Annotated in this window: 40 protein-coding genes, 1 other RNA gene and 4 pseudogenes; 3 read left to right on the top strand and 42 right to left on the bottom strand. The window is 45.1% G+C overall.

What is annotated here, in order from left to right:
• Position 1 precedes the first annotated feature (1 nt).
• The 34 genes from QTN95_RS13890 to QTN95_RS13725 form a co-directional block, all read right to left on the bottom strand.
• Positions 2 to 673: a hypothetical protein gene (locus QTN95_RS13890; RefSeq protein ID WP_331417887.1), complete on the bottom strand. Its 672-nt coding sequence runs from the start codon at positions 671 to 673 to the stop codon at positions 2 to 4.
• Between the two features lie 27 nt (positions 674 to 700).
• Positions 701 to 1,264: a hypothetical protein gene (locus QTN95_RS13885; protein ID WP_331417886.1), complete on the bottom strand. Its 564-nt coding sequence runs from the start codon at positions 1,262 to 1,264 to the stop codon at positions 701 to 703.
• A gap of 2 nt (positions 1,265 to 1,266) precedes the next feature.
• Positions 1,267 to 1,515 carry a hypothetical protein gene (locus QTN95_RS13880; protein WP_331417885.1) on the bottom strand — a complete coding sequence of 83 codons (249 nt, stop codon included), beginning with the start codon at positions 1,513 to 1,515 and terminating at the stop codon, positions 1,267 to 1,269.
• An 85-nt stretch (positions 1,516 to 1,600) separates the two neighbouring features.
• A complete protein-coding gene (locus tag QTN95_RS13875) occupies positions 1,601 to 2,497 on the bottom strand; it encodes a Mu-like prophage major head subunit gpT family protein (RefSeq protein ID WP_331417884.1) in 897 nt (298 codons plus the stop codon).
• 3 nt (positions 2,498 to 2,500) lie between these two features.
• Positions 2,501 to 3,457, bottom strand: a complete 957-nt coding sequence (locus QTN95_RS13870; RefSeq protein WP_331417883.1) for a phage protease — start codon at positions 3,455 to 3,457, stop codon at positions 2,501 to 2,503.
• A 150-nt stretch (positions 3,458 to 3,607) separates the two neighbouring features.
• Entirely contained in the window at positions 3,608 to 4,132 is a 525-nt protein-coding gene (locus QTN95_RS13865; RefSeq protein WP_331417882.1) for a hypothetical protein, read from the bottom strand.
• A gap of 10 nt (positions 4,133 to 4,142) precedes the next feature.
• Positions 4,143 to 4,340 (bottom strand): hypothetical protein, encoded by a 198-nt coding sequence (locus QTN95_RS13860; protein ID WP_331417881.1) that lies wholly within the window; start codon positions 4,338 to 4,340, stop codon positions 4,143 to 4,145.
• Between the two features lie 139 nt (positions 4,341 to 4,479).
• A complete protein-coding gene (locus tag QTN95_RS13855; RefSeq protein ID WP_331417880.1) occupies positions 4,480 to 5,259 on the bottom strand; it encodes a phage head morphogenesis protein in 780 nt (259 codons plus the stop codon).
• A complete protein-coding gene (locus QTN95_RS13850; protein WP_331417879.1) occupies positions 5,252 to 6,811 on the bottom strand; it encodes a DUF935 domain-containing protein in 1,560 nt (519 codons plus the stop codon). The genes QTN95_RS13855 and QTN95_RS13850 overlap by 8 nt, the downstream gene beginning before the upstream one ends.
• Positions 6,808 to 8,373, bottom strand: coding sequence for a terminase large subunit domain-containing protein (locus QTN95_RS13845; protein WP_331417878.1), 1,566 nt, complete (start codon positions 8,371 to 8,373; stop codon positions 6,808 to 6,810). Before QTN95_RS13845 ends, QTN95_RS13850 begins: the two co-directional genes overlap by 4 nt.
• Complete coding sequence (locus QTN95_RS13840; protein ID WP_331417877.1) at positions 8,363 to 8,494, bottom strand: hypothetical protein; 132 nt, start codon at positions 8,492 to 8,494, stop codon at positions 8,363 to 8,365. Before QTN95_RS13840 ends, QTN95_RS13845 begins: the two co-directional genes overlap by 11 nt.
• A gap of 174 nt (positions 8,495 to 8,668) precedes the next feature.
• Entirely contained in the window at positions 8,669 to 9,247 is a 579-nt protein-coding gene (locus QTN95_RS13835) for a DUF3486 family protein (protein WP_331417876.1), read from the bottom strand.
• Positions 9,248 to 9,256: 9 nt separating this feature from the next.
• Positions 9,257 to 9,550, bottom strand: a complete 294-nt coding sequence (locus QTN95_RS13830; RefSeq protein WP_331417874.1) for a VpaChn25_0724 family phage protein — start codon at positions 9,548 to 9,550, stop codon at positions 9,257 to 9,259.
• 8 nt (positions 9,551 to 9,558) lie between these two features.
• Positions 9,559 to 9,858 (bottom strand): DUF2730 family protein, encoded by a 300-nt coding sequence (locus QTN95_RS13825; RefSeq protein WP_038229024.1) that lies wholly within the window; start codon positions 9,856 to 9,858, stop codon positions 9,559 to 9,561.
• Positions 9,845 to 10,075: a TraR/DksA family transcriptional regulator gene (locus QTN95_RS13820; protein ID WP_236109927.1), complete on the bottom strand. Its 231-nt coding sequence runs from the start codon at positions 10,073 to 10,075 to the stop codon at positions 9,845 to 9,847. The genes QTN95_RS13825 and QTN95_RS13820 overlap by 14 nt, the downstream gene beginning before the upstream one ends.
• Positions 10,072 to 10,662: a hypothetical protein gene (locus QTN95_RS13815; protein WP_331417873.1), complete on the bottom strand. Its 591-nt coding sequence runs from the start codon at positions 10,660 to 10,662 to the stop codon at positions 10,072 to 10,074. The genes QTN95_RS13820 and QTN95_RS13815 overlap by 4 nt, the downstream gene beginning before the upstream one ends.
• Positions 10,635 to 10,910: a hypothetical protein gene (locus tag QTN95_RS13810; RefSeq protein ID WP_331417872.1), complete on the bottom strand. Its 276-nt coding sequence runs from the start codon at positions 10,908 to 10,910 to the stop codon at positions 10,635 to 10,637. Before QTN95_RS13810 ends, QTN95_RS13815 begins: the two co-directional genes overlap by 28 nt.
• Before the next feature lie 2 nt (positions 10,911 to 10,912).
• Complete coding sequence (locus QTN95_RS13805) at positions 10,913 to 11,335, bottom strand: DUF5675 family protein (protein WP_331417871.1); 423 nt, start codon at positions 11,333 to 11,335, stop codon at positions 10,913 to 10,915.
• A 61-nt stretch (positions 11,336 to 11,396) separates the two neighbouring features.
• Entirely contained in the window at positions 11,397 to 11,894 is a 498-nt protein-coding gene (locus tag QTN95_RS13800) for a hypothetical protein (protein WP_331417870.1), read from the bottom strand.
• A 1-nt stretch (position 11,895) separates the two neighbouring features.
• Positions 11,896 to 12,075: a hypothetical protein gene (locus tag QTN95_RS13795; RefSeq protein WP_331417868.1), complete on the bottom strand. Its 180-nt coding sequence runs from the start codon at positions 12,073 to 12,075 to the stop codon at positions 11,896 to 11,898.
• A 10-nt stretch (positions 12,076 to 12,085) separates the two neighbouring features.
• Positions 12,086 to 12,487, bottom strand: coding sequence for a Mor transcription activator family protein (locus QTN95_RS13790; protein WP_331417867.1), 402 nt, complete (start codon positions 12,485 to 12,487; stop codon positions 12,086 to 12,088).
• Between the two features lie 82 nt (positions 12,488 to 12,569).
• A complete protein-coding gene (locus QTN95_RS13785; RefSeq protein WP_331417866.1) occupies positions 12,570 to 13,100 on the bottom strand; it encodes a gp16 family protein in 531 nt (176 codons plus the stop codon).
• An 8-nt stretch (positions 13,101 to 13,108) separates the two neighbouring features.
• Positions 13,109 to 13,345 carry a hypothetical protein gene (locus QTN95_RS13780; protein ID WP_038229014.1) on the bottom strand — a complete coding sequence of 79 codons (237 nt, stop codon included), beginning with the start codon at positions 13,343 to 13,345 and terminating at the stop codon, positions 13,109 to 13,111.
• Between the two features lie 20 nt (positions 13,346 to 13,365).
• Positions 13,366 to 13,437: hammerhead ribozyme type II (locus QTN95_RS13775), an RNA gene on the bottom strand.
• On the bottom strand, positions 13,436 to 13,912 hold the full coding sequence (locus QTN95_RS13770) for a hypothetical protein (protein WP_331417865.1): 477 nt from the start codon (positions 13,910 to 13,912) through the stop codon (positions 13,436 to 13,438). Before QTN95_RS13770 ends, QTN95_RS13775 begins: the two co-directional genes overlap by 2 nt.
• Positions 13,913 to 14,065: 153 nt before the next feature.
• On the bottom strand, positions 14,066 to 14,302 hold the full coding sequence (locus QTN95_RS13765; RefSeq protein ID WP_331417864.1) for a hypothetical protein: 237 nt from the start codon (positions 14,300 to 14,302) through the stop codon (positions 14,066 to 14,068).
• Positions 14,295 to 14,513 (bottom strand): ANR family transcriptional regulator, encoded by a 219-nt coding sequence (locus QTN95_RS13760; protein ID WP_331417863.1) that lies wholly within the window; start codon positions 14,511 to 14,513, stop codon positions 14,295 to 14,297. The genes QTN95_RS13765 and QTN95_RS13760 overlap by 8 nt, the downstream gene beginning before the upstream one ends.
• Positions 14,506 to 14,778 (bottom strand): hypothetical protein, encoded by a 273-nt coding sequence (locus tag QTN95_RS13755; RefSeq protein WP_331417862.1) that lies wholly within the window; start codon positions 14,776 to 14,778, stop codon positions 14,506 to 14,508. The genes QTN95_RS13760 and QTN95_RS13755 overlap by 8 nt, the downstream gene beginning before the upstream one ends.
• A 10-nt stretch (positions 14,779 to 14,788) precedes the next feature.
• Positions 14,789 to 15,406: a DUF3164 family protein gene (locus QTN95_RS13750; RefSeq protein WP_331417861.1), complete on the bottom strand. Its 618-nt coding sequence runs from the start codon at positions 15,404 to 15,406 to the stop codon at positions 14,789 to 14,791.
• Between the two features lie 10 nt (positions 15,407 to 15,416).
• A complete protein-coding gene (locus QTN95_RS13745) occupies positions 15,417 to 15,728 on the bottom strand; it encodes a hypothetical protein (RefSeq protein WP_331417860.1) in 312 nt (103 codons plus the stop codon).
• A 3-nt stretch (positions 15,729 to 15,731) separates the two neighbouring features.
• Positions 15,732 to 16,046 (bottom strand): hypothetical protein, encoded by a 315-nt coding sequence (locus QTN95_RS13740; protein ID WP_331417859.1) that lies wholly within the window; start codon positions 16,044 to 16,046, stop codon positions 15,732 to 15,734.
• 8 nt (positions 16,047 to 16,054) lie between these two features.
• Entirely contained in the window at positions 16,055 to 17,002 is a 948-nt protein-coding gene (locus QTN95_RS13735; RefSeq protein ID WP_236109942.1) for an AAA family ATPase, read from the bottom strand.
• A 35-nt stretch (positions 17,003 to 17,037) separates the two neighbouring features.
• A complete protein-coding gene (locus tag QTN95_RS13730; protein WP_331417858.1) occupies positions 17,038 to 19,026 on the bottom strand; it encodes a transposase domain-containing protein in 1,989 nt (662 codons plus the stop codon).
• A gap of 10 nt (positions 19,027 to 19,036) precedes the next feature.
• Positions 19,037 to 19,261 carry a helix-turn-helix domain-containing protein gene (locus QTN95_RS13725; RefSeq protein ID WP_331417857.1) on the bottom strand — a complete coding sequence of 75 codons (225 nt, stop codon included), beginning with the start codon at positions 19,259 to 19,261 and terminating at the stop codon, positions 19,037 to 19,039.
• Positions 19,262 to 19,487: 226 nt separating this feature from the next.
• Between QTN95_RS13725 and QTN95_RS13720 the strand changes: the two genes are divergently transcribed.
• The 3 genes and pseudogenes from QTN95_RS13720 to QTN95_RS13710 all read left to right on the top strand — a co-directional run.
• The gene (locus QTN95_RS13720) at positions 19,488 to 20,180 is read left to right on the top strand and encodes a helix-turn-helix domain-containing protein (RefSeq protein WP_331417856.1); all 693 of its coding nucleotides are present in this window, start codon (positions 19,488 to 19,490) and stop codon (positions 20,178 to 20,180) included.
• A gap of 436 nt (positions 20,181 to 20,616) precedes the next feature.
• A complete protein-coding gene (locus QTN95_RS13715; RefSeq protein ID WP_331417855.1) occupies positions 20,617 to 22,404 on the top strand; it encodes a cation:proton antiporter in 1,788 nt (595 codons plus the stop codon).
• Positions 22,405 to 22,489: 85 nt separating this feature from the next.
• Positions 22,490 to 22,651: pseudogene (locus QTN95_RS13710) on the top strand (transposase domain-containing protein); the annotation flags it as partial.
• A gap of 100 nt (positions 22,652 to 22,751) precedes the next feature.
• On the opposite strand, the gene QTN95_RS13705 reads toward QTN95_RS13710, so the two are convergent.
• The 8 genes and pseudogenes from QTN95_RS13705 to QTN95_RS13670 form a co-directional block, all read right to left on the bottom strand.
• Positions 22,752 to 23,129, bottom strand: coding sequence for a hypothetical protein (locus tag QTN95_RS13705; RefSeq protein WP_443088793.1), 378 nt, complete (start codon positions 23,127 to 23,129; stop codon positions 22,752 to 22,754).
• Complete coding sequence (locus QTN95_RS13700) at positions 23,126 to 23,401, bottom strand: hypothetical protein (RefSeq protein WP_331417854.1); 276 nt, start codon at positions 23,399 to 23,401, stop codon at positions 23,126 to 23,128. The genes QTN95_RS13705 and QTN95_RS13700 overlap by 4 nt, the downstream gene beginning before the upstream one ends.
• Before the next feature lie 13 nt (positions 23,402 to 23,414).
• Entirely contained in the window at positions 23,415 to 23,849 is a 435-nt protein-coding gene (locus tag QTN95_RS13695; protein WP_331417853.1) for a hypothetical protein, read from the bottom strand.
• Positions 23,850 to 24,614, bottom strand: a pseudogene (locus QTN95_RS13690) (S-type pyocin domain-containing protein); the annotation flags it as partial.
• 49 nt (positions 24,615 to 24,663) lie between these two features.
• A complete protein-coding gene (locus QTN95_RS13685) occupies positions 24,664 to 24,906 on the bottom strand; it encodes a DUF7683 domain-containing protein (protein ID WP_331417852.1) in 243 nt (80 codons plus the stop codon).
• Positions 24,906 to 25,541 (bottom strand): annotated as a pseudogene (locus QTN95_RS13680) (colicin E3/pyocin S6 family cytotoxin); the annotation flags it as partial. The gene QTN95_RS13685 and the pseudogene QTN95_RS13680, both read right to left, overlap by 1 nt.
• A gap of 13 nt (positions 25,542 to 25,554) precedes the next feature.
• Complete coding sequence (locus QTN95_RS13675) at positions 25,555 to 25,941, bottom strand: hypothetical protein (RefSeq protein WP_331417851.1); 387 nt, start codon at positions 25,939 to 25,941, stop codon at positions 25,555 to 25,557.
• Positions 25,938 to 26,470 (bottom strand): annotated as a pseudogene (locus tag QTN95_RS13670) (hypothetical protein); the annotation flags it as partial. The pseudogene QTN95_RS13670 and the gene QTN95_RS13675, both read right to left, overlap by 4 nt.

Raw genomic sequence — 26,470 nt, 5'->3', positions numbered from 1 at the left:
CTTACTGTTTGATGTCGATGACGTCTTCTAACTCGACGTCCTCAATAACCAGGTTGGGTTCACGGTGCACGCGCTGAGCTTTTTCCGCAGACATAAAGACCACAAACTCAGGGTCGATATCTTCCGCAGCCAAGATTTCAGGTTGATCTTTCGGTTCTTCATCAACCACGAGCACCACGGTTTCTTGAAGGCGACGGAACTTAACACCACTGCGCCAAAAACCTTGATCTGATTTAGCGCGAACTTTAAAGGCACCAAGAATACCGAGCACATCAACATGCTCCCCAATATCACCATCAGTAACTTTCTCTGAATCCAATACGTCATCTTTCGATGCTCCTTCTACAGTTGTGTCTGAATCCGCCATCGACGCAGGTTGCTCCGGCTTGTCACTCTCCACCTCTTCAGGTTTCGACGAGTCAGATTCAGGCTGTGGACTATCCTGCTCATTCGCAGGCTCTTTGGTTGATAAAGCTTCCGCATCAGCATTGTCTTTATCTTGCTTAGCCTTAGCATCCGCCGCTGACTTTGCTTCTGCTTCGTCTAACGCTTTCTGTTTGGCTTCCTCTGTTGCCTTGGCTTTATCTGCATCCATTGATGCAGGAGCGTCTCCATTGGCAGGTTTTGTGGCGCGAGGTTTTTTTGAGGGTGTTGCGTTTTTAGTTCCACTCACAGTGAACTCCTTTTAAACACGATTTAATTAAGGCTTAATGCCCCAGAAACTCATGATCACACCTGCTGATGCTGGCAACCCATTAACAGCAGCAAATGAAACAATCGAGACCGTTCGGCTTGCATCACTGGTTGAGTGACGCCATCGGAACTTCTGACCAGCAAGAACCGATACAGAGACTGAATAATCAACAGAACGCTTCTCATTGGTTGATTGACTGTCCAACGTAATAGGGCGCAAACTGCCTTCATAAGGCACCCATTGACTGCTTCCCGTATCAAAAACTTCAATAAACATGCCCCAGTCAGTGTTTCCAGCACCGGAAAGCTCACGAAGAATTGAGACATTCAGGCTTGCCATCCCATTGAAATCCTTCAATGCAGTGACTTCTCCAGTGGCTAAATCCAGTGTTAAGTCTGGGGAGGCCAAAGGGATCTGATTGAACTGGATAGTCTCAGGTGTATTGTTGGCAGCCAGTGTTTGTTTTAGATCGTTTGCATCTTGAGTGACATAACTGGTTCGCATCAGCAACACTGATTCCGGTGTGGGTGGTGCACTTTGAGCGATAAGAGGTGGGCCACTAAAAAACATACTTACCCCTCAGTCACAATGACGAAGCCTTTTTGAGTCACGGTGCGGCCATAAATAGGTTTGGCAACAGCACGTGACCAACCAATGCCTTTTTCAAGATCAAGCTTATGTCCCCATGTCTCAGTATCTGAAGGGGGCGCATCTTCAACGCGATACTTCACGATGCTCTGACCTTCGTTATCCATATACCCAGTGGCAGCACTTGAAATCTCCGTCCAGGCATCAGGGTTTAGTTCAATTCTTGTGGTCATGATGTTCTCCGCTATAGCGTGGCGGTGAATGTTCACCGCCAGCCTGTCATCGCCTTACGGCTGATAAGCCTTTACGCTTTATCGATTACTCGACTTCTGTGCTCACAACAATTTCAACGTCGTTGTAGTAGATGTTGGAATCACCACCTTCAATTAACATGCGGCTAATCAGCTTCTTAGCAGCAGCTTCATTGGATGGGCCAACCACCAATGTTGTTGCGCGGGTGCCAAGACGAGTGCCGTTTGCACGCTTCATTTCAAGCAACTGCTTCTTAGCCAGAGCATAGTTTGCTTCGTTGAGCGCAGCTTTAGAGCCAATTGCGATTTGAGGGAAAGAGAAACCAACGTTACAACGCCCATCGACACCAGCAGCGAATTTGTTGTTAAACCAAGAATACTCTTCGCTTGGGTTCATGTTTTTGAAGACGAACGCACGACGGTTCTGATAAACAATCGGCTTAATGACCTTGGATGTATCAAGTAAGAACCAAGCTTCGCCAGTGTCCGTTGAAGGGTCTCCCACTACATTTGAGAATGTTGAAGCAGGCGTCGTTTCCAATGGGTGATCATTATCAAAGTAGTTTTGGCCGTCATAACACAGAGTGGTAAAGCCATCAGACAACAGCTTGTAAGTCAAAGTGTCTGGGAAGTAAGTGACGTCTTCACCATATTTTTGAGCGATGACGGAGTACATACCAATCTGGTCATCTTCTACATCTTCGCGCTTAACGGAAATAGAACTTTCCCACGTTTTGTTTTCAATGGAATAGCCATGCTTACCAATATCAACTAGCTGACGATCGCCAACCCATTCTTTGATACCAGGTAAGTCTTTTAGCCAACCGTAATAGTTTGCGGCACCCGCACTGGGTACTTCGGTTGCCACTTTGTTCCATTGTGGCGAAGCTGCATTAACACCTTGTGTGTAGGCCGTAGACATTGAGACAAAGAGTGCCTCTAGGATTTGTGCTTCAGTAGCCATTGATTATTCTCCTTGACTCAGCATTTCTTTTTGCTTCAGGTAATCTTCTTGAGAAATACCCATCTTGCGGCAGGTAGCAATTTCGTGATCTTCGAGCTTCACATTGCCACCTTTATCTTTTGGCGTTTCAACCTTGCGGTTGGTTGCTATTTGAGGTGCACCTTCGGCAAACTTTTTGAACTGCTCCAGACCCTTTTCACTACTGCAAAGCCCGACATACATCTCTTTGTCTGCTGGTGCGACTTTGCCTTCATCGATGGCAGCCTGAACAATGCCATCGATTTCTTGCAGAGCTAGTTCTTCCAATTTCGCTTCCGCTTCAGTCGCTCTGTTGAGAGCAACGTCGTAGGTGTTTTTCGGTACAAACTTATTCAGATCTGGTGTGTTAGCACGATTAAGCGCGACTTCTTTCTCTGATTTAAGAGAGTTAATCGCTGTTGCTGCTTCTTGTTCGGTGGCTTCATCACCTAATCCGAGCGCATCACGAATGAGTTGTGATAAGGGCATTTTTCTATCCTCTTTATGATTGAGAGCTGGAACATCTAGATTTGGGTCATTGGTTAGCCCACTACTTGCTATCGCCGTAACAGTACCGTCACCCAGAAAGCCAAAGGCCGGAGAATAGAAGGCGTAGTTCTTACCATCTATCAACCTTTGTCCATCTTCATTCCATTCGGTATAACCCCAAATTTCGCCATCTCGGTTCTCTACTTTCAATATCCAACCATAAGCAGGTGCAGGTTCACCTTTAGGGGCTTTGATGTGAGTTGAATGCTCAACATCGAATGGGCGTTTCTTGTTAAAGCGGGCGACAACAAGGTCAGGTTGGGAGTTATTCCAGGTACGTCCATCAACACCCGTAAAAATTCCTTTCGGAACTAAGGGAAGCCAAATACCATCATCCGATATCTGAGCTTCCGACATATTGAAACAGAGTGCTGTAAGGGCGGTGGTACTCATTAATAACTCCATGTGTAGAAACTACATATCAGCCTCCTTTCGAGAGTGGGTTGATATGGACTTGTCTGTGGAGTTAAGAATGCAAAAAAAAAGCAATTCAGGTTAATTAACCCAAATTACTTAATTCGAAGAAGGATGAGAGAGGAGATTTTAACTGTATAGGGTCGCTTTTAAATTTTGGAACCAACCCATTTTGACTTTACATTCGTCGCCAAGTTTATAGACCGTAGCCAGTTCATTATTACATAAGTCCATTAGCGATTTAATCACTGGAGGTTCTTCGATTTCAATCGCGAACCTTTTCGCCTTAAGGAGTTTTTCCTCTTCCAAAAGAAGGAAATCTCGACCAGACAAATCAAGCTCTAGTTGTAAGTATTTTTGCCTGAGAGATGCATGTAAGGTTGCTTTTGACTTGGAGTCAACAACTAATTCAAGAGTTTGAACTAATGCAACTGCGCAAGCAAGCCATTTAGCTATATCAAGATTACTCTGATAAATGGTAGCAAATGCACCAGAACTCATTAGTAAAGAAAAGGCGGTGACAAATTTACCAAACCGAGAATAGCAATTCTGCATATGCATGTGATAACGAATACCAAGTTGAGTATTCCACAACAAATCCCAATGACGCACATGATCATCTTCTTGGATTGAGGTTCTATCTACATCGCTCATACAGTTCTCACTATTTTTTGGTTGGGTTACCTGTAGGTCTTGGTGGAGTCGCTGTCGTTTGCATAATCGTGTTTACCTTGTCTCCCGATGGTAATTCTCGATTCAGAGCTTTATCACCATAGCTTTCATTGATGTCATAATGTTCAGTCGATGGCTTAGAGTTTGGTGATTGATTGCCATTGTTTTTGACGTTCGAATTTTTAGTCATTTTTATATCCTATGCACGGTTTAAGTTTAGCTGATAACTTTAAGTTAACAGAAGGTAGTATAACCACATTTAAACCCTGTTTAAATCGCTCCAGATTGATTAGAAGATTTTAAGACGAGTCATTGCAGCCGTAAAGGCACTAAGAGCCATTAGAGAGCGTTTGGCGCATTTTCGCTTCTTTCTTTGCAAGGTCAGCTTGCATCGCTTCCTGACGGGCTTTGCCAGGGTTGTAATTCCAACCTGGCTCAATCCCTTCTGGCAAGACTTCCACTTCTCCCGTTCGCTTGTTTACCCACTGCTTGGTGCCATCCTCTGGCGCAGTGGTCGAGACGTTACCGGAGGCGATCAGCTTGTCAGCCTCAAATTGAGAAACTTGCCGTATCCAGCATTTACATCCCCAACCGTTCGGTGGCATGTGCTGATTCCACCATGGGTCATCCACAGGCAGTAGTGTGTCTTTCCATCTCACGTGATCAATACGATGCTCCATGGAAGGGCCAAGCTGATAGAGCAAATAAGGCATGGCGCGTTTGGTTCGTCCAATGCGCTCCCATTGACCTGCTGCACGAGCTGTGCGCATATTGGTGTTGTAAATGGTACGTATCCGACCTTCACTGCCCAGTTGCACTGGTTTGGATTCTTGGGTCAATGGATCATCCATGATTTGAATGCCCCACCAACCAGACTCAACCAGTAAAGGTTTTAGCACATCACGAAACTGCTCGAACGTCTGTCCTTGTTCAATGGCCTCTTCAACGATGGCCTTCACTTCAACCAGCAAGTCAGCATTGAGCATCTTAGCGACGGTGAAAGCATTCGCATGCTCTTCATTCCATACGTCACGATAATCAAAGCCTGGCTCAATGCCTTTCGCTTTGAACCACTCCAGCGCCTCTTTGGGCACAATGTCTTTAGGCATCTTTGGCGTCCCCATAGCCGCGCATCTGGAACATAAACTGCGCCATCTGCTCAGTGAACTGCTCTGCGCCTAATTCATCTTGTAGGCTCGGCAGCTGGGCTAAGAAAGTCTCATAGCTGTCTGACTCTGACGCCAACTTAATAATGGGATTCATAAACTCGGCACCGACTTCCACCCACTCATCCATGGCTTCATCAGTTAACTCGTTCATCTCCGCGTCTGCTGTTTTACTGACGCGGTTTATCGCCAGTCGGCTACGCTGGCTGTTCATGGCAGCTGGCATGGTTTGCGCCAGGATTGCTGAAGTAGGCATCAGCACTTCTTCATTCTCATCGGGCTCTGATAAACCAAACTTCTCACGAACGCTCGATGCGGAGATTTTCAAACCGCGATCAATCAAAGGCGTAATGCTATCAACCAGCATCTTCAAATCTTCTGGTTGAGGAATTTTGATACGTACTTTCGGGTAGTGGGTTTGTACACCCCAATTGAGGATAATGTAAGGCTTAACCAAATATTCATTGATACAGGACTGGAGCTGACGGGCATCCCACTCAGCAATGTCCATACGCACTTCATTATGCACATTAGCCTGAGATTGAGAGCTGCCATTATCTGCCGTCATGGTTTGACCTAAGACCGCTTTACTGATTTGCTCATCACACCAACGGGCCATGTTTTCAAACAGGGTGTTACCCCCATTGCCTTTCGCCGTTTCAATCAGCTCCAGCTTCATCGATTCGGGGATCACTGCACCTGCATCACTGGCAATGCGTCCAATCGCATTGACTAGGGTACTGATGTCTTCAGAGCTGGCGTTAGGCCCATACTTACCCACGCGAACAGGGATACCAAACACCTCTGCAAATGCCCACCAATCACGCACGGTAAATGACTTGAGCATATACATCACCGCCACTAAACGCGCTAGACCATTGCGCCAAACGCTGCCAGATTTGGATCGAGGGGTATGCACCATAAACTTGTAAGGCTCTAATGGTTCACCACTTGGGGCATCATTACTGATGAGTAGAATTTCTTGTAGTGTGTCACTGTCCTGGCGCAGGTAACGTGGGTCTACCCACTTATAGTCTTCCGGTTTCCATGGGGTCGCTTTGGTATCCCAGAGGATTTGCACCACCGATAACCCTTTACCCAAACCGTCAAGCAGATCAAAAAACAGCTCTGGAATTTGGTCATCATCCATAATGGCACGAACACGTTCGGCCATCTCCAAATCGGCTTTGTCCTCACTGGCGGCAACGACAGTCGGTGCAATGGCCGCGACGGCTAGCTTGCGTGTGCGCAGCTGGGCTGCATAGTGCAAATCACGCTCTTCCATCTCTTCAGCCAATGTCATGTAATCTTCAGGATTGTTGCCATCGATAACACTTCTTAGCAATCCCGCCAAACGTTGAGGGTTGATGCTGTTGGCAACACTGGCAGGTCTTGGGTTACGAATGCTCGTGGTGTATGCCTTGGCGATGTCTTCCGCCAGGACGTTCTTGTCTGGCTTAATTGGGTTGCCTTTGGTGTCTAGTATTTGGGTCATAATCGAATTCCTTTACCACGCAAGTCTTGGTGTGGCATGTCGTCAAATCGGTTGTTTTCTTCTGCGGTGGCATAGAAAGAGCGGTGCGTTTCATCACCACTGGCTTTAATGGTGTGCAGTTCATAACGGGTAAGGTCAGCTTTAGAGGCTAAGAACCCAAGGAAAATCGCAATCGCACTATCACCATGTCGCTTGTTGCCATCACTGCCTGTGGTGCGTTTGTCATCAATACCAGGCACACCACGATAGATTTGGATTTGCCCCAGGTCGGTGATCACATCTTCATGTTTTGGCAGCTTAAGCTCATCATCTTCAAAGGCCGCTTTGAACCTTGGCATGTTCTCACGGTAGTAAGCGACAGAGAGCATGACTTCCTGAACTTCTTCCCCGTACTTGTAATGCGCTTGTTCTGCGAGATATTGACCGTTACCTCGTGCATCGAGAAAAATACCATCACGACGAGGAAGGCGATCACAGATATAGTAAAGGGCTTGCTCTTGCTGCTTAAATGGTACGTTCGCCAGCTCGACTAAGAACGGCACCGTGCGGCGGGTATCATCCTCAACGGTCACCGGAGCAAAGACCGTTAAATCACCACTACGTGCGAAGTCTTCACCCAGTGAATGACGTAGGTGACCAGGTAAGGCTTTGAGTAAGGGGCCAACGTGTTCAACCAGCCACTCTTGCATCTCACGCATGCGCTCAGCTTCACCTGCGCTGTTAAAGGCCATCGAGCCAGTAAAGCGTACCACCTTAGCACTTTCTAAACTTGCCGCACGTTCGCGAAGACTGCGGCTAATGTAAGCTCCACCGCCATTTTTAGGGACACAGAAATACTCTTCCAGAGCGTCTTCTTCCGTGGCGGTATCTCGCAATAAGTCTGACTTCCATTTCTCTTCAGCATCAACGCTCCAGGTCATCCCTTTAACCTGACAGATACGCTTGTAAAGTCCATCTCGGCACGCATCATCAAGCGTAATGGTATGGATGGAATAGCGCTTCTTACCTGCTCGGCTATCAATAATGAGTTGATTGAAAAGGTTTTCTATACCGTTGTGGGTAGAGATAAGGCGCACCTTTGCGCCCCACATAGTCAAAGCGAGTGCGGCTTTTAATACTTCTGCCAGCCTTTCATGAAACGCGGCTTCATCAATGGTCACATTGCCTTGCATACCACGAAGGTTAGAAGGATTGCTTGATAATGCCTGTACCTTAAACCCTGAACCAAAGTTGACCACAAAGGTAAGGATTTCCTTGTCACCATCTTGATCGAGAAACACTTCTTCCTGGACATCGCTGGCCGCGTAATTGAATGCTTTGGCCCACATGGCAACTGCATCAATAAATTCACGTGCCATCTCTTTGTTTGAGCCCACATAGAAGTGGTTTGTGCCACCTGCGCTTCGAGACTTTGAAGCGGTCAATGCCGCATCAGATGCTTCCGCCCAGGTGATACCCGTCCGTCGGCTTTTTTCCGCTATCTTTAGTGGTGATTCATCCGCTACCCATCGTTTCTGGTAGGGAAGCAACACATCGTTTTCATCGTATTTCTCAGTATTCATCACGATTACTCTCCACCTCCATAAACAGTTGGTAAATGATGCCAACCGACCAAACAAACAGCCCTGCTGTAGCAGCAAGGCAAATCAAAAAGAAGTAAATCAGCCAGGAAGGAATTTCCATACTACGCCACCCATAATCTGTAACCTGCCAAACACAGGCCGAAAACACCAAGTGCAAAAGAGCCAAGCGCGTAGAAGATGCAGGTCTTTCTGTTTTTTGGGTAGAATCTTATTAAGCAAAACCACCATCCAGACATAAGGAAAAAGCCAACGGTGACTAAGTTATGTTCACTCATCATGCGATCCCCAATATTTGTTTCTTAATATCTTCTGCGGTCTTGGCTGTGATACCCGCTTGCTTCACAATCTTCTCCGCTTGTTCGGCGGCTTCTTGTGCAAAGGCTTCACGAATTTCTTTTTCCACTTTATGGCTGGTCATAGCGGCTTGCTCGATACGTTGCACCACAAGTGCTAGCTGATTAAGGGCTTTGGGAGCAATCACTTCACCGTCCTGGTCGGCACTTTCCATCAGCTTCATTGAGGTCTCGAACGCCATGGTGCGCACAAACTCTTGCAGCAATTTACCCACATCAGAAGTGGGAGCCTCTCCCAACTTGGTGATCCATACCTCAGCGACTTCACGAGACTGGCGAAGACGAGCCCCCATATCTTCCATGCGTTTTGCATAACGGTTAAAGCTCGAACGGCTCAATTTGGCATCGTCAGGTAAACCTGCTTCAGCAATCATCTGATTGACGGCTTCACGAATATCTTTCTGGGTCATGCTACCGCTGCGAATAAAGGTATTCAGGGCACTTCGAATGTCTTCAGGTAGAAGCTCTACCTTAGATTTTCGGTTAGAGGCTGCTTGCATATCTTGCTCCTATTGTGCGCGTGGTCGTTTTACGCCTGGCACAATAGCCTGACCTGTCGCCACATCTTCACCTCGCCCTGTGAGGGTCGCAATCTGACAACCTGCCACTTCACGCAAGCCAATCAAGTCTTGTTCCTGCAACCAATAGAGGTGAGTACGAACCGCATCACGGCTGATTTTATGACCGTAAGCATCAAGGCATGAATCCAAAATCGATTCATTGGCTTCATAACCTGCCATCTCATACAAGGAACGAAGAATGACAAGGCGCTGGTCTTCTTTTAATAAGTCTTTAAAGGCCATATAAATTCCTATTTATCGTCATTTAAACGTTGTTCTAAAAGCAGTTGAGAAAGGTGATTGATGGGCTTAAGCTCAGCTCTAAGTTCCTTCAGCTCACCTCGCATTTCCGACAGTTCCAGACGAAGGCGATTCACTTCTTCATCCGTAGGTAACTGGTCAATTTTCGCTTGTAGTTCATCCACGTCGCGCCTCACTTTTTCAAGGTCTTCTTTTCGGGCGAACGTTTTTGTCAACAGCATGTTGGCAATCTGCGATAACGTTAGCACCGCTGCCCAAATCAAAGCCCAGTATTCCTTAAGCCACTCCATACACTGGCTCCCTTAGTGATTGACAACTGACGCAGCGAACCGCATTGGGTATCGCTTTAATTCTTTGTGGTGGAATTTCTCCACCACAGCTCAGACAATATCGATTTCCATGCTCATCTTCGTCTGGCTGCTCTGTTTGGCGGCTTCGATGATGAGCGATCGCTTTTTCTCTGAAAGTGGTTTCAAGCTCTTGGGCTTTATCAAACTGGTCTGTCATTTACGCTTTACCGCCTTAAGTGCATCACTGACCATAGAGCCCGTGCCTGGTGTCATTCCACGCTTATCTGCGCTTCGCCAGCCAAGATAGGTGAGGAACGGGGCCATTAATCCAGCCGCAATTTCCCAGTTCGCACCTGTGCCTTTACTAAACGCCTCTAAGACTTCGAACAGAAAGATGTAAGCAATCGCAGCATAAAGGCTGAGGCGGCAACCCCAAGGTCGAGTGTGACGAACATATTCATCTTCAGCACTGTCACCAGCGCGGATAGTGGTTTGAGTTTCATGGTGCTCAGCTTGCTTGTCATCAAGCTCTAACTCCATACGGCGGGTCTTTTGTTTTTCCAGCTCGACTTTGAGCTTCTCAAGTTCCACTAAGGACTCTGGCGGTAGGGCTTGCAACTGGCGAGTTACCGCCATCTCTTTTTGTTCCTTCGTGGCACCAAACATGGCATCGGCTTTTTCAACCGCATCGGCTACCTTATCGGCGGTTTCACTTCCACCAAACATCGATGAGATACCACGGATAGCCGCAGGGCCATATTCCATTGCGAGCGAGGCTACCCCCGCGATGAGTGAAAGTGACATTCTCTAAAGCTCCTAATTTTTGAAACCAAGTCATTGCCTTCCGGCGTTTTGGCTAAACCAAGGTGACGGTTGATTTCACTTTGAGAAACACGACTCCATGCCTTTTCGAAATAACTTTGCATGGTGGCATCGTGGCTAAATAGTGGGGGAACACTTGGGACAGGAATGCCATGTTTGAACGCTTGCATTTCAGCATCGAGGCGCTTCTTGCGCCCCTGCTGTTTTGAGTATTCCCAATTGCGGCCCATGGTTATGCTCGGCGTATGATCAGTTGAGCTTTTTCACCACCAAGGTGAGCCATCAAATAGTCGAAGGCAGTACGGGAATTGATCACCGCCCATTCATTATTGACCACACCAAAGTCCATACCAGGTGCAATACATCCTTCAAGTTGAGATGCTCGGTTTGCAGCATGGATAAGAATGTGAGTTCGTTGCGAAGGGCCGTGTCGAGTGACGCCAAGTGTTGGCGCTTCCAAGGCGTAGCACTTGCCGAACTTCGGACTGTTATGAGGCAATAGGTCGTAAGTGCCTTCTGGGATACAAGAAATGCCCGCTTGGTTGTTTTTCCAAGGGCGCTCGATAGTTTTAAGAATGGCATTTCCGTTCTCATCACACAGATAAGAAAAGACGCCATGAGGAAAGTAGTTACGATGTAATGTGAGGGTTTTCATAGCACAACCAGTTAACAGTGACATTAAGCTGATTGTGCTTTTTATTTAGGCGATAGATGAATTAATGTGAATTATTAAACTCGTACTTGGTAATACCACGTACGGTACAACTGCAATCTATGTCTTTCCCTATAGGGTAGTTCGACCAAAAGTCATCGCTAACTTCATACAGTTTTCCAAAAAAGCTGGAGTGTATAGGGCACTCAATTATTGTTGGGCCTTGTTTAATTTTTAGATAAGGTAATGCAGATTTTGTATTGGTGGCATCCCTGAACTGGCGGTTGATATGAGCCAGACAAATAATCTTCCCAACAATGAAATTTAATTGCTCTTTAAGGTAAGGAAATCGTTCACCGCGAGCAATTAAGGCATCTTGCGCAGATTGAGATGTCCATGTATTAGGAAGTAATGCTTCCAAATTTTTCACTGCGACTCTTTTGTTGTTGATGTTATCCCAAATAATCGATTCCATTTTTTGCCTTAAATCGGAGGGGATGTCAAAGATAGAAGCGAAGTGAGAAAATGAGTACTGTAGATCTTTTTTATTGGTGGCACTCATACTATTGTCCCTTTTTAAAGGCTATCCAATATAAATATGGTATTTGGATGACAGGTATTAAAACCAATACTAACATCACCCACCAGTCGGCCTTGACTCCCTGATTTTTCGCTATTCGGCAAATTGGAAATGCTGTTATAAATCCAACTATTATTGCTACAAGCAAGTCAAATACGGTCATTCTTTTCTCCTTAAAACAAATCTGGTTGTCTATTCTTAATTTCACGTTTGCGCATTTTAGCAACTACTCGATAGATATGCTGCATGCTCTTGTCGTATTTACGTGACAGCTCTTCCACGTTATCACCTTTAAATTCATGCCAAATAGAAAGGTTCATAATCTCAGATTCAAGCTGTCGCCCACGGGGAAGGTACAATTGAACACCACCGAACTCCTTACAGATTCGATTTAACAGAATAACGGCAAGCTTCGGGTCTGCCTCACTTTTCACCAGTTCATCTTTGAACATGGCGTAAATCTGACGCATAGCTTCAGGCCAACGTTGCGCTTCTTCGTTATCTGCCAGCTTCTCAACTTCCTCAAGGCTGACATTGGCATAGCCAAATAGATCGCCGTTCTCTTCAGCATTCATCACTGTACCCTCCCGTAAATACAAAAACACCCCGCATTGCGAGGTGTTGGTAGTATATGACAAGGTTCATATCGTGGGCATGTTAAGCCGTTTTTTGGTAATTATCTTCATAAAAAATGGCTAGCTTGCTGTAGCCAGCTGGGCCAGTACAGTCGTCATTTGTGGGTAATCGACCACCTTTAGAAGTGATCGCTTCAGCCATTAATCGGTAATGCCATTTCTTTAAAGACTCCAACACTTCAGCCGCTTGATGAGATTTGAGCCAGTTTGCTCGTTCGATACCTCGACCATTCATGCGTGTAGTCATTCGACGGACGTAAGCATCAATAGCAGCATCATTTCCATTGCGCACAAATCCTTGCTTATGCATGGTGATCCAAATCGCTTTTATCTTTCCAACTTCTGGCGCTCTTGGTTTCCCGTTCCTAGTTGGTTTATGTTTTGGTTTGAAGCCTAGCGCTTTCATGCGTTCAAGCACTTTACTAAGTTGCCACTGGCTCAAGTTCTTAGCACTGCGTTGACCTGTTTCTTGCTCCAACATATCGCGGTACACATCGTCATCCATTACAAGATCACGCTTACCGATTTGAATTAATTTGAGTAGATTAGACATACTCCCTCCTAAGCCGCTTTGCGTTTGGCATTTTTGTATTCAAGCTGACAAGCCTTGCACCATGTCTGAAGGCCATCAGGCTCTCTGGTTGCTGGCGTCCAAAAAAGGGTGTCTTGAGGCCAGTATTCCTGGCAATGAGGACAATACTTTTGAAGCCCTAAGCACTCATCCAGAATGGCTTTTCCATTTGCTAAGCGACGTTGTAATAAACCAGGCTTCATTAGCGGTGTGTATTCACCAAACATAAAACCCTCCTCATGATGAAAATTGGCTGCTCATCAGTGCCTGGCAACCACACCAGACAGACAAGCAAGGGATACCCTCGCTTGTTTCGCTTAAGCTTCGACCTCGGCCAAACATTCAGCCTGAAGAAGTGTGATGCCTTTTAGCTTTTTGTACTGGCGACAAAGGACAGAAGCTTTAGAGAAGTTAGGGACGTAGAAAATGTACTTGTCGTCTGCATCAGGAAACTCTTTCTTGAATCGACGTTTGCCATAAATCTTTTCCAACTTCTTTTTGTAAGAAGGGGAATATTTGGATTTGCTCTTTTGTCCCCAAACTTCAGCAAGGCATTTCGGTGCGTCGTCACTGAACTCAATGCCACCGTCTTTAAAGCTGATCCAATCTCCTTTGATGAAGTCATCGATATAGACTTGAAGGCATGTTTTCGATTCATCGATACGCACGCGAGTAACAGAAATTTCATAGCCCATGTAGGCAAATCGAATGCTGAGAAACCAACCACGTGATAGTTCCTCTTCAATCGCTTTCCACATCTCTTTTGTAATTGGTGTGCCTTTAATGTCACTCATCAGTCCCACTCCTTCTCATTGCTTGAAATAGATTCAATTCTTTTAGCCTTGGGGAGTGGCGTATTTCGCCAATCCCCACAATGTTTATCTGCCCATACTTCTGCTTCTTGTTGGTCGCATCGACGATGGGCCATGATGTATTTGATTAGTTGGTTAGGCCGCTTCGCCTTTGCTGTTGAGCTCATCCATCAAGTCCTCAAATTCCTCTCTCACATTTGAACCTTGACGGTTAAGTACAAACCTCAGTGCTGCGATATAACCCTCTTCAAAACTGGCGTCTGGGAAAGCAGTGCCATCATGCTCAATGAGTGCTTCTGCCATTTCGACTTCACGCTCTAATGCTCTGAAGCTATGAGGTGTGGTAAATGATCGTTGCAGTTCGTTAAACATTGACCACCTCATGCTCCCAGTTTTCGATTTGACTAAGGTCATATTGGCGGCGACAAAAATCCGCTCTAGCTTGCGCCCAATGGCGGTTGAGTTTGCTCACCGCAGAATAGGCAGCGCTTTCCCAAAGTTGCTCCGCATAAGTAAATGCCCCTGTTCTCTCTGCATGGGCAGCTTTGGTCGCAGCATCCATATAGAAATTCGATTCAAACATAGTGATGTTCTCCATTCCGTTTATCGTAAACGGTCACAATGTGGTTGTTTCTAAGAAGGAAGTAGGCATGCTCACATTCAAGAATTCGTTTTGGTCGCCAGCCAGCTTCCCGTTTCATGATCCGACGCAGTTGGTTTTTGGTAGGGCGGCGAGCCTTAAGCACCGCCCCAATCAAATCCCACTCGTTGCGTCCAACCCTTTGTCGCCAGCGTTCAATCGCATGACGGGTGACAGTGATGTGTCCATAACGAGTCGGTACTTCCATATTTACCCCGTTACAGCTTCGCGATATCGAGAGCAATTTGTTTGTATTGACCATCACCATGACGTTCATAGATGCGCAGGTATGGGGTTTTACCAACCACACGTATTGAGTCCGCGATAGCGTCCATGGCTTCAAGCCAATCAGGATCATCAATATTTAATTGGCGTAACGAGAGCACCTGATTGACATCGATATGACCTTGTTTGTTGACGCGAAAAGCCAGCTCAACCAACGCCTTAATTTGGTCGCTAGAGCCTTCAGACCAGCGGGTAATACATTCGTCAATTTTTGCTTTTGCAGCCTGAATGCGCTCATCGAAAATTCGGTGTTCACCAATCGAGCGTTGGATCTTGTATTTGCCATCAAATGACATCAGTGTGACGTTGCCTTTTGTACCGCCGTATTTCACATCAAACTCGGCAGAGCTTAAGTCTACAAAGTCCGCAACTTGAGCCATTGCTTCACCTTTGAAGGTTGCCATCGCAGCTTGAGTTGCTTTAGCAGATTCAACAATTTGCAGCACAACATCATCACGCAACTTGTCGATGTCTTTGATTTGGCTTTCCGGTACTAAGTGGCCTTGTGCGTTTGTACGAAAGCCTTCAGGTAGTTGGGTTTGGTCAGTCATGTTCTTTCTCTTATTGGTAAGTTGGATTTGCATATTTGTTTTCTTGTGAGTTGATAACTGTGTTGCCAACGTATTGCTGACACTCTCCAGACCACCAACGAACAAGGCACTTGTTAAAGCGAGCCACGAACATTTTGTTCAATGTGCCGTGGCGCATTTCCATCACCGCTACCGCTTTGTCGATAAGCTTTTGTGACGGGTTTGCAATCTCTATAACCGGAATCGCTGGCGCGTAATTGACTCGCAAAATAAAGCAGTCAGCTAAGGTCAATCGGCCTCGTGCGGTCAGAACAGCCATCTGTTTTTCATGAGGATTCATCATTGGTTACCATCCTTGCTTCGCTTCATATTTCTCACAGAAGTTCACTGCTTCATTTAACAGAGACGTTTCCGTTGGGTTTAAGTCCTGCTTAACAATCAACTCTTCAGCGACTTTCAAAGCTTGTTCATAACGTGCTTTATCGCTATCAAAATTGGGGTTGCACTCTGGGCATAAATCCACTCCATCTCGGTCAATAGACCAACCTTGTTCTTCAAGGTCATAAAATTGAATTTCAGCTGTTGAAAAGTCATGAGCCACTAGATTGACTTCGGCTTCACAATGTCTGTCGTCACATTTCACTTTTGCTTCAATTCCCATCACACACCTCACTCATTGGTTTCCAGTTCAGCAAACGCTTTACGCAGCACTTGCTCATTGATGCTTTGGCCTTTAGCAAACATGGCCGCTAGTTTTAGGGTTTTGCTTAGTAGTCGAAGGCCACCTGGACGCTCACTGATTTGCACCATCAAACTACGTTCAGCTTCACCATTGACATTCCAGGCATCTGCAATGGCGCGAACGTCTGCCAATTTGGTTTTGTGGATGCCGCGCTTCTTGGCAATGCGAGAGAACAAACGCGCAAAATCTTCGTTTCGACGTCCACCCGTCAGCTGCGTGTAGACTTTGTTGTTGCCAACCAAAACCATGCCGATTCCGGTTTCTTCTTGTAGAATGCGCAGCTCTTCCAACGTTGGATAATCAAGGTGATCGGCTTCATCGATAACGACTAAGCCTTCGCTCCCCATAAGGCGGTTACGAATCACACGTGACAACGGGCCTTTTCTACGCGGCGCGTCATCCATGCCCAGTTCCATTGCAAGTTCGTAAAGGCACTCTGTCAGGCTTGAGCGGCTTGGGCTGGCTGTAATCATCCAGACATTGTTGTTATTGCGTTTGTACTCACGCAGGGTTTCAGATTTCCCCACACCGGATGCGCCAAAGATAACCACGATGGATTCAGTCACTTGGGCGTAGGTCAGGTCATCAGTAATTTGTTTCGCGGTCTGCGTCATAACAAAGCCAGGGTTAACGCTCGGAGTGGCATTGCGCTGGTCTCGCATGCGCAGCCAGTTCTCTAGCTTGTCGATCATTTTTGATGGGTCAGCTTTGTATGAACCATTCAAAATCTGACTTAGGGTGGCAGGTGAAACGCTGATCTCTTTCGCTATCTGCGAAGCAGGAACCGTTTTGGATTCTGTCAACGCTTTCACTCGCATAAGAGTGTCTGTGCTTTTGGCTTCACTATTGCCAAGGGTGACGACGTTGCTTGTCATAGTTATTCTCCGTTTGTTCTATGTTTAAATTCGGTTTAAAGGCGGTTCTTCTTGCGCTGTTCCATCAAGTAGGCAACGCTCTCACTGAAGTTCTTTTCGTAGTCTTCATCGATGTCATGATCGACTTGAACTTGCTGAGCGGTATTACCGATGGATATTGGTCTAAATGGCTCAACCACTTTGGTCTCAGGGATGACTTCTTCCTCCAGCGGCTTCATCATGGCGGCAACTTCCAATGCATCCATTTCTGTTTGAGCCAGCGCTGCTGCTTTATTAGCTTTGGTAAATTGAGTGCGTTTACGTTTGTGCTCACGAGCAGCTTGCGTATCGCCAAAGCCCACTTTTTCAAGACAGTCCGCAGTACAAACTCGCACACCGTTGAGGGTGTAAATCTCTACAGAGTCATGCAGCTTGAGAGGGTCGAATCGAGCAACGAGCTTTTGACCGATGTAATTCATCATCGAATCGTGGTAGTAACGGTTCTTGCGTCCTTTTAGGCTTCCACCTGCATCCAGTGAAATCGTGCCATGACGAGAAACACGCACAGCTTCAGCTTGCAACATCATCATCTGAAGCTGTTCAGAACTCGCTTTACGAATAGGGGCTGATTCATAACTGGCATTAAATGCCTGGTTAAAGCTCATAAACCCTTTACAGATTTCTGTATTGCGGTTTTCTTTGGCGTTATACATTTCTACGCCTTGAGCTATTGCGTTTAGGAAGTCTTCCGCATCAATCGCCTTGCTACCGTAGTTGTCAGGTTTCGCCATAGGGTTCGGGCCCGTGTAGGCACCTCGACAAAGGGGATGCTTATCGATGTATTCCTCAATGCCACCCACACCAAACGCACGTTCTATAGGTTTCGCCTGGCCATGACCTTTGCCCAGAATTACGCTTGACCAGTGCAGCTTGATATTCAGCATTGGGATAATGCCTAGAGGGTCATCTTCTTTAACCTTGAAGCGATAACGATTAGGTACGCCGCCTGTCATCCACTTGTTGGCAGCTGCTCTGGTGTTATCCAGTGTGATCTCTTTAGGAATGCCGTATTTCTCGCACACATCCATCAGTGACAAGCGAATGCTGTCTGTGTTTTCACTCAGGTCACAACGCCAACCCACGATTTTTCGACTGTATACATCTGCCCAGAACCACGTTTTAGGACGAAGAATTTCACCATTGAACCAACGAACAAAAACGTTATGTTGGTAACCATCGCCGTTAATCCATTCCAAGGCGTGAAGCCCTTCAACAGTACGCTCTTGCGGTGGGAACATTTGGTGCAGTGCATGTTCACCTTCACGTAATAGAACTCGTTGTTGAATTGGTACTTCGTGTTCAAGACGGCGGCTTAGACTCTTCAAGCTCGGCACTTTCCAGCCGTGATGCACAGCGGCATCTTTTAGGCGTTCATAGCTGGCTGTCATGGTGGGCTGTTCTAGACTTAGGTAGTCCGACTTGAAGAACTCCCACGCATTTGGAGTGATATAAGCAAATTGTTTTGCCTTCTTGGTTTGCGCTACTTCAAAGTGCTTGGGTAGCAGAGCTGGAGCCCAATCACATTCATCAATGCCTTTCACCTTCGCGCAGCTGCGGCGAAGTGTTGAAAGTGCCACGCCATACTCTTCTGAAACAGATTCGTAAGCGTCCATTAATTTGATGCCGTTCTTGCGTAAAGCATGCACGGCTTGAACAGTGCGCAGCGCCTGTTGAGCTTTCTCTTTAGCAGCGTTGTTGGTTTTACTCCAACGAGCCCAAAGAGCCTCACGGCAGTAAGTCTTCTGGCTTTTCTCTTTTGGAAGAACCAAAATTTGATCGCCAAGTTTGATTTTGCCTTCGCGCTTGTAAAAGGCTGTTTGAGTTACCGCAGGTATAGACTTGATTGAGAACTCAATCGCTTTACCTTGAACTCCTACTTTCTTTCTCGACTCCCAACCTTCACGTTCCGCCATTTTTCGAATACCAACAGAAGAATTAGGCACACCAGGAAGTTCAATTAGCTCTTTGGCAGTTATCCATTCCATGTTCTAAACCTCACGCAGTTTTCTGAAAATTTACGTAACGAGTTGGCCAAATTTCGTCAGGCTCTTTATTTAAGGCATCAGCGATGATTTGCTCACCTTTAGGCCAAGGGCGCACTAATGCGTTGTAGAGAGAGCCACTACTTAGTCCGTTTTTTCGTGAAAGGGCTGCCATTGATGTACCGTTCTTTTTCAGAGCGGAAATAACATCAGCTCGATGCCAATCCTGTTGAATCATTTCCTTTCTCCTGTTTCTGAATTACCCTATTAGGAAACTAATAATCGTTTTTGATTAACTGTTCTGATTATTAGATTATTGGAAAACTGAAGTTTGCCAAAAGGTTTTTTAAAAGTTTTTCAATGAGCTTTTCATAAACCCGTGTAAGTTGTTGAAAATCGACAACTTATTGTTTTTCAATAATTAGAAACTTTTTAAGTAACTTAGTTTTCTAAAGAGGTGAATTTTGAATAACCAATGGATGTCCGTTAAGGACATATGCAAACTCCCAGGAATGCCGAGTTCAGGTCCAGGAGTTCATAAAAAGGCAAAGCGTGAAGGATGGAGGTCACGTAAACAGGAAGGCGTTCAGGGTTCTGGTATTGAATATCTAGTGACTGTATCTTCATCAGGCGAAGCTGTGTATGTACAACGAGAAGACAGAGAGGTAATTGATTCGGTAAAAGATCAAAACCCTGACAGATATAACTCCCATATCAATGCGGAAGAAATGTTTTCAGAATTCGCACTGATACCAGGATACAGAATTCAAGTGTCTGCGGGCCATGGCTCATTAAACCCTGATCAGCTAGAACCAACGAGATATTTGGCGTTTAGGCGTAAATGGTTGAAGTACAGAGGGTTTAACGAAAAAGACTTAGCGATCGTTTGGGCCAAGGGTGACAGCATGGAGCCAACGATACATAACAATGATACGTTGGTGGTACACCTAGGCAGAAACAAACCAGCGGATGGTCATATATATATCTTCAGGAACGGCGACGAGCTATTTGTGAAGCGTTATCAAAGCATGCTAGGCACCTGGCGCTTAATTAGCGACAACAGCTTCTATAGCCCTTTAGACATACCAAAGGAAGATCAACATCAGTTTGAAGTAGTCGGCCAAGTAGTTCACATTGCTAAAGACATTGGAGATTAAAATTTAAATCTTTAAACTAGTTTTAAAGCTACGTTTCGACATTTACTTTAGTGCTCAATTTAACAGACCAAAACAGGCTAATTTTAAAGGATTGCTCAAAACGACCAGAACAGCTCAAAAGCCACAAAAGGAAGCGGGGTTCAAGATACAAAGACCTCAAACCCCGCGTCATTCCTAGCTTCATCCCTATTTATGATCCCACTCAATCCCAAGACTTCCCACTTGATCCCTAATCTTTGTAATTGTTCATATCTCTAGTCTCTATACACTGCATCTTCAAGTTGATTCGGTATAAAGGACTCTATTTTTAGAGCCATTTTTTATTTAACTGTCTATAAGCAAACAGTAATGGTTTGGTTTTACTTGGCGTTGTTGTCTAATTATTACCCACTGTTTAGTATAGAAAATTCTACTTCGCTCGTTATAAGGATACTCAATGACTTCGGAGACGATTGCACTAACCCTCGCTAGTGTTGGCTTACTGGGTTTGATTTGCCAATGGGTTGCATGGCAGCTAAAACTTCCCGCTATTTTGTTTCTACTCATAGCAGGCTTGTTAGTGGGGCCTGTACTTGGTCTATTTTCTCCTCAAGAAGCGTTGGGGGATCTATTTTTTCCAGTTATCTCTTTAGCGGTTGCAGTGATTCTTTTTGAAGGCAGCTTGACGCTCAATTTTAAGCAGATCAAAGGGATAAGTAAGAGTGTTTGGAGCATAGTAACGATCGGCGCTGTGGTGTCATTGATTATTACTACCGTGGCGACGCATTATTTATTAGGCCTAGATTGGGCGCTGGCATTTTTGTTCGGGAGCCTGACGGTGGTCACTGGGCCAACCGTGATAGTTCCCTTGCTACGAACGGTCAGACCGAGCTCGAAGCTCGCCAATATTTTGCGTTGGGAAGGGATACTTATTGATCCTCTAGGCGCGCTGTTTGTAGTGATGGTATACGAGTTCATTGTCTCGCACAGTCAAATGCACAGTTTGGCGGTATTTGGTTTGATTGTGGTGATTGGCTTTTCTGTCGGCATCGCCGCAGGTGTGTTGGTTGCATCTATGATACGGCGCCACTGGCTACCAGAGTACTTACAGCCTTTTGCTGTGCTGACCATCTTGTTAGGCGTGTTTGCCTTATCCAATTACCTAGCACACGAATCGGGTCTATTGACAGTAACCGTGATGGGTATTTGGCTGGCGAACGCCAAAGGCGTCAACATCAGTCATATCCTCCACTTTAAAGAAAACCTGACCATTTTGTTTATTTCTGGCTTATTCATTCTGCTCGCTGCTAGGGTTGAGTTGAGTGACTTTGCTCAGCTTGGGTGGGCAGCTTTGGCGCTGTTTATCGTGATTCAGTTGGTGTCGCGCCCAGCTTCCATTTTCTTATCCACCTTGCGCAGCAATTTAGAAATTAAAGAGAAAGCATTTCTTGCTTGGGTGGCACCTAGAGGTATTGTTGCAGCAGCGGTGTCGTCTCTATTTGCCATTAAGCTAACTCAGCAAAATGTTGAGCAAGCCAACCTACTTGTCCCACTTATCTTTATGGTCATCATCGGTACCGTGGTGCTGCAAAGTGCCACCGCTCGTCCGATTGCCAATCTGCTTGGGGTCGCTGAGCCAGCACCAAGAGGCTTTTTAATCGTTGGCGCGAACGATGTGGCGAGAGCATTGGGTAAAGCGATTCAAACTTACGGTTGTCGCGTGCTTATGTCAGATACCAACTGGGATTATGTTAGTAAAGCACGTATGGGTGGTTTTGACAGCTATTATGGCAACCCGACTTCAAGTCATGCCGATGAGTACCTTGATTTGATTGGGATAGGGCAAGTGTTGGCAGTTACGCCCGATCAGCACTTAAACTCGGTGGCGAGCGTACATTTCTCGAATGAATTTGGGTATCGTAAGGTGTTTAGCCTGCAAGATAAAAAAGAGCAGGAGAGGTTGGATAAGCATAGCCATAATTCGGAACACGCCTACTCCTTGCTACTCGGAGGCACGACTAGTTACAAAAAGCTCGCGAGTCTGATTAGCCAAGGCGCAGAAATAAAACACACTAAGCTGAGTGATAGCTTTGGTTACGAGGATTACCAAGAGCAGTATAAATCAGCGACAGTGGTGCCATTGTTTACGGTTAACAGCAAGCAGCACATTCAAATGCTTGCTCAAGCTGATGAAACGGTACCAGTGAGCGGTGATATTGTCGTTTCTTTGGTGAAAGAGTGTTAACGATCTTAGAGTGATTTCTTTTTAGTGCCTATTTCAGCGATTTGTGATGCATAGCCGTCTCCACTTTTGCTCTAACGCAATTAAGCTCTTCTCGACCAATCTAATGGAGCTGAAGCGATACAGTATCGTCGAGACAGCGAAAGCCAACGGCCTTATCCTCTACGACTACATGGTCAAGTGCATGAAAGAGCTGGCGAAAGCAGAGCCAGATATCGAAGCACTCCTGCCTTGGAACTTCAAGCACTAGCAAATCGCCCCGTGGGATCATGGGGCGGATACGGTGTACATACTGAAACGGACACGCATCGTAACTTTGCTGAATGTACGTTGATTTCACACAACTACGGTTACATTAATTTTTCTACAAAAGATAAGGAAGGAACTAGAAGCCAGCTCCATATCCCAATACTATTAATCCACATAAACAATCTGAACCATTTAGATTTAGTTGTTACTCTATGTCTTATAAATGGGTAGGCTAGCCAGTAACCAAACAATCTAGTCCCTATAGAATAGGACATTTGGTAGTTCCATTTCATATACCCTTGGTCGTCGTAATATTTATCTAAATCCTTAGCTACCTGCTTATCAATAAATACAATTTTTTCAATGCTTCCTAGTGAGACCATTGCACTCATAATTACTGCGGGAACAGACCATATGATCACATATACAGCTAGTATGCCTGTAATAATAGTATAAGCATGTTCAAAAAAATTACTCAAAGCCAATCCTCTACAAGCTCTTCACTCGATTCTTTAAGGTCGATGACCTTTTCATAAAGGATATCACCAAAGGTTTTTCCAATAGCCGTACCAGTGATTCCACCAACCACTCCTCCTGCAACAAAAGCACCAATTAAAGCAATTGCTAACACAGGCGCAGAGGTAACTCCTACAATACTCAATACTAATAGCGTGCCAGCAGCAGCGATATTTCCGCTGGTGGTTCCCCCAGCAACGGTCGATACGTGAATACGAAGAGCTTGAGAAATCAAGCATCTTCAATGATTACGGGTATATACTCCTTTTTTTTTGATAATGTACCCTTTCAATATCATCAGACCCTACTCTATACACTACTTGTGTAGAAACCCCTCTCTCATCTGTATACTCATCCATTGCGCCGACTCTCCCGAGAACAGGGATATTTTTCTCAGGCCGTTCATTTGACGGTAAACCAAGAACATTTCTTACCTGAAAACGGTTTTCTACCAAATTAAGCTCATCCTCATAAAAAGCTGAGTTAGTCACGACAACAGTAGTTAGCTCATAAGTTTGGCGATCAAACCTAAACTCGATACCAGATGAGCCAACACATATGTAAAATGCATCACTATTAGAGTTCAATACTTCTGGAACATTACCACCAATCAAAGCTAAAAAGTTCGCCTGTTTTAGTAATTCATTGTATTTCTTTCCGAGAAATTTTTTGTACGCGCTCATTTAATACCAACCATTTTTAATATTAATTTCATGTAGTTGAGTTCTGGCCTTTTCTAAATCTTCATCACTATAGCCTTCATTTTTCAAACACTCTTTAATAGCGTCAAAATTAGAGTCAACCGCCGATTTTATATCCATTGCATCAATTTTCTGCTTATCAGCCTGATTTCTACCACCGTATGTTTCACTACACTTTCGATGAACCTCCTGAGGTATAGCAATTGCAGCAGCAGTATTAATTAACGTACGTTCTTCCTCTTTAGTAAGAGCTTGCCCCTGCAATGCACTTTCTGTTGCTCTTCTTAAAGCAGCCTGAGATGGAATATGGTCAATATCCATACCATCTTTTTTACTTTTAGGTGCTAACTCACCGTAAGTTCCGACTTCCAATGGCTTTACTTTTGGTTTATTGAAGACTAAATAAAGAGGAGGGAGCCCAGCATCCGCAGGGAAGGTGACAATATATTCGACTAGATCTTCTTCTGGGTAGAGAACCGTGCCAATTTCTTGCTCATGCTCTTCAATTGGGCTAACCCAGATATTGTGAACATCCAGTTGGTCATTCTCGGGTAAGACGGTATCAGGTGTGAGTACATCGGTTGAGCCGTCAGGTGTCCAAGTAATAGTGATACCATTATCCAACTCAGCAATAAAGTGTTGCCCTTGCTGCACCGCCTCATGCTTCGCCACGCGATCACCGTATGCACTTCCTTCCCCCGTTTTTATACCAACGACTTGTTGCTTGCCACTTTCATCGGTGTACATTTGCCCCAACGCACCGATTTAATGTATGTGTTATCTATTAACAAGTAAGTTAACTTGTACCAAGTTGATAGTCACATTGAGAGCTATAAAAACTTTCACAAATTATCGTTTCGATTGCTTTTACTTGTTCAATCGAGATATCGAACCCGCCAGCACCAGCTAAAAGAAAACGGAGATCATCGTCGCTTAAACCTAGTAATTTCGAAACCTCATCAATATATGAACTTTTCACCTCGATTTCTGATACTAAAAGCTCACTTTTCTTGTCAAACGCTTCAACTACAACTTTCATTACTTTTCCACCTTCCGTGAAGGATCTGCATCCTTCGTCTGTTCCCCAGTAATATGGTTAAACTCACCTAAGTGTTTTCCATTTTTTGTATATACCTCAACGTTTCCATGCTGAGAGTCCCATTCATATATACGACCTTTTCTGTCTTTCCATCGTTCTCTTAACTTGCCCCCACCTTGTACTGTCGTTTTTTTCTTTGCTTTTACTGCCTCAGGGAATGCAGGTAATGGAGGATTCCCTCTTGGAGCTGGTACATACTTAAGGTTCGTAGCTGAACCCGAGGTAGGTTTGTTGAAAACAAGATAAAGAGGAGGCAACCCAGCATCCGCAGGGAAGGTGACAATATATTCGACTAGATCTTCTTCTGGGTAGAGAACCGTGCCAATTTCTTGCTCGTGCTCTTCAATTGGGTGAACCAAGATATTGTGAACATCCAGTTGGTCATTCTCGGGGAGGACGGTATCAGGTGTGAGTACATCGGTTGAGCCGTCAGGTGTCCAGGTAATGGTGATATCATTATCCAACTCAGCAATAAAGTGTTGCCCTTGCTGCACTGCCTTACGCTTCGCTACACGATCACCGTATGCACTTCCTATACCAACGACTTGTTGCTTGCCACTTTCATCGGTGTACAGCTTCAGTGAATGATTAACCTATAGTCTCCAGCCATTCCACCAATAGGGAAAAGCATGATGCGATAACAAAGATCCAGCTGCCAATACAATTAACCCACATAAACAGTCTGAATTTTTTAGATTTAGTGGTCACTCTATGTCTGATAAAAGGATAGGCAAGCCAGTAACACATCAATCGAGTTCCAATTGCGTAGGACATTTGATAGTTCCATTTCATATATCCTTGCTCATCGTAATATTTATCCAAATTCCTAGCTAATTGCTTGTCAATAAATACAATTCGTTCAATATTTCCGAATGAAACCATAGCGAACATAATCGCACCGAGTACACACCAAATAATAAAACACCAAAATATAAGCACTGTAAATAAGGCCAAAACTAATTTAAATGTAATCATCTAGCATTTTCCTGAATAGCTTCAACCTGATCTTTCCCCCACTGATAAGCAATATACATAATGTCACCAGTAGCTTTACCTAACATTGAGCCGCCAATTCCACCAACCGCGCCTCCTGCAACAAAAGCACTAATTGAAGCAATCGCTAACACAGGCGCAGAGGTAACTCCTACAATACCCAATACCAAAAGAGTACCGCCGGCTGCGATATTTCCACCGATGGTTCCCCCACCGACACCACCAAGAAATCCTGTTATTTCACGAGCGGTAACTTTGCCGCATTCTCCTGAACCATCGATAGAACAGGCTTCATAAATATTCTTCGTACCACTTGCTGCACCAAGCACTAGCCCTACGTAACCAACTCCACGAGATGTCGCGATACCAATCGCCACATTCGCTATACGCTTACCTAAATTCGGTACCAGACCTTTTGCAATAATTTCATCAGCATTATGGATAATAGAATGAGTAGAGAGTTTTAAGTTACGTCTAATCTGAGTGTAAATTGGGATTTGAACAGAACGTT

This window comes from Vibrio sp. M260112, from assembly GCF_036533775.1.
Lineage (GTDB): Bacteria > Pseudomonadota > Gammaproteobacteria > Enterobacterales > Vibrionaceae > Vibrio.
The sequence above is the reverse complement of the archived record's forward strand: the minus strand, read 5'-3'. Positions and strand labels throughout refer to the sequence as shown.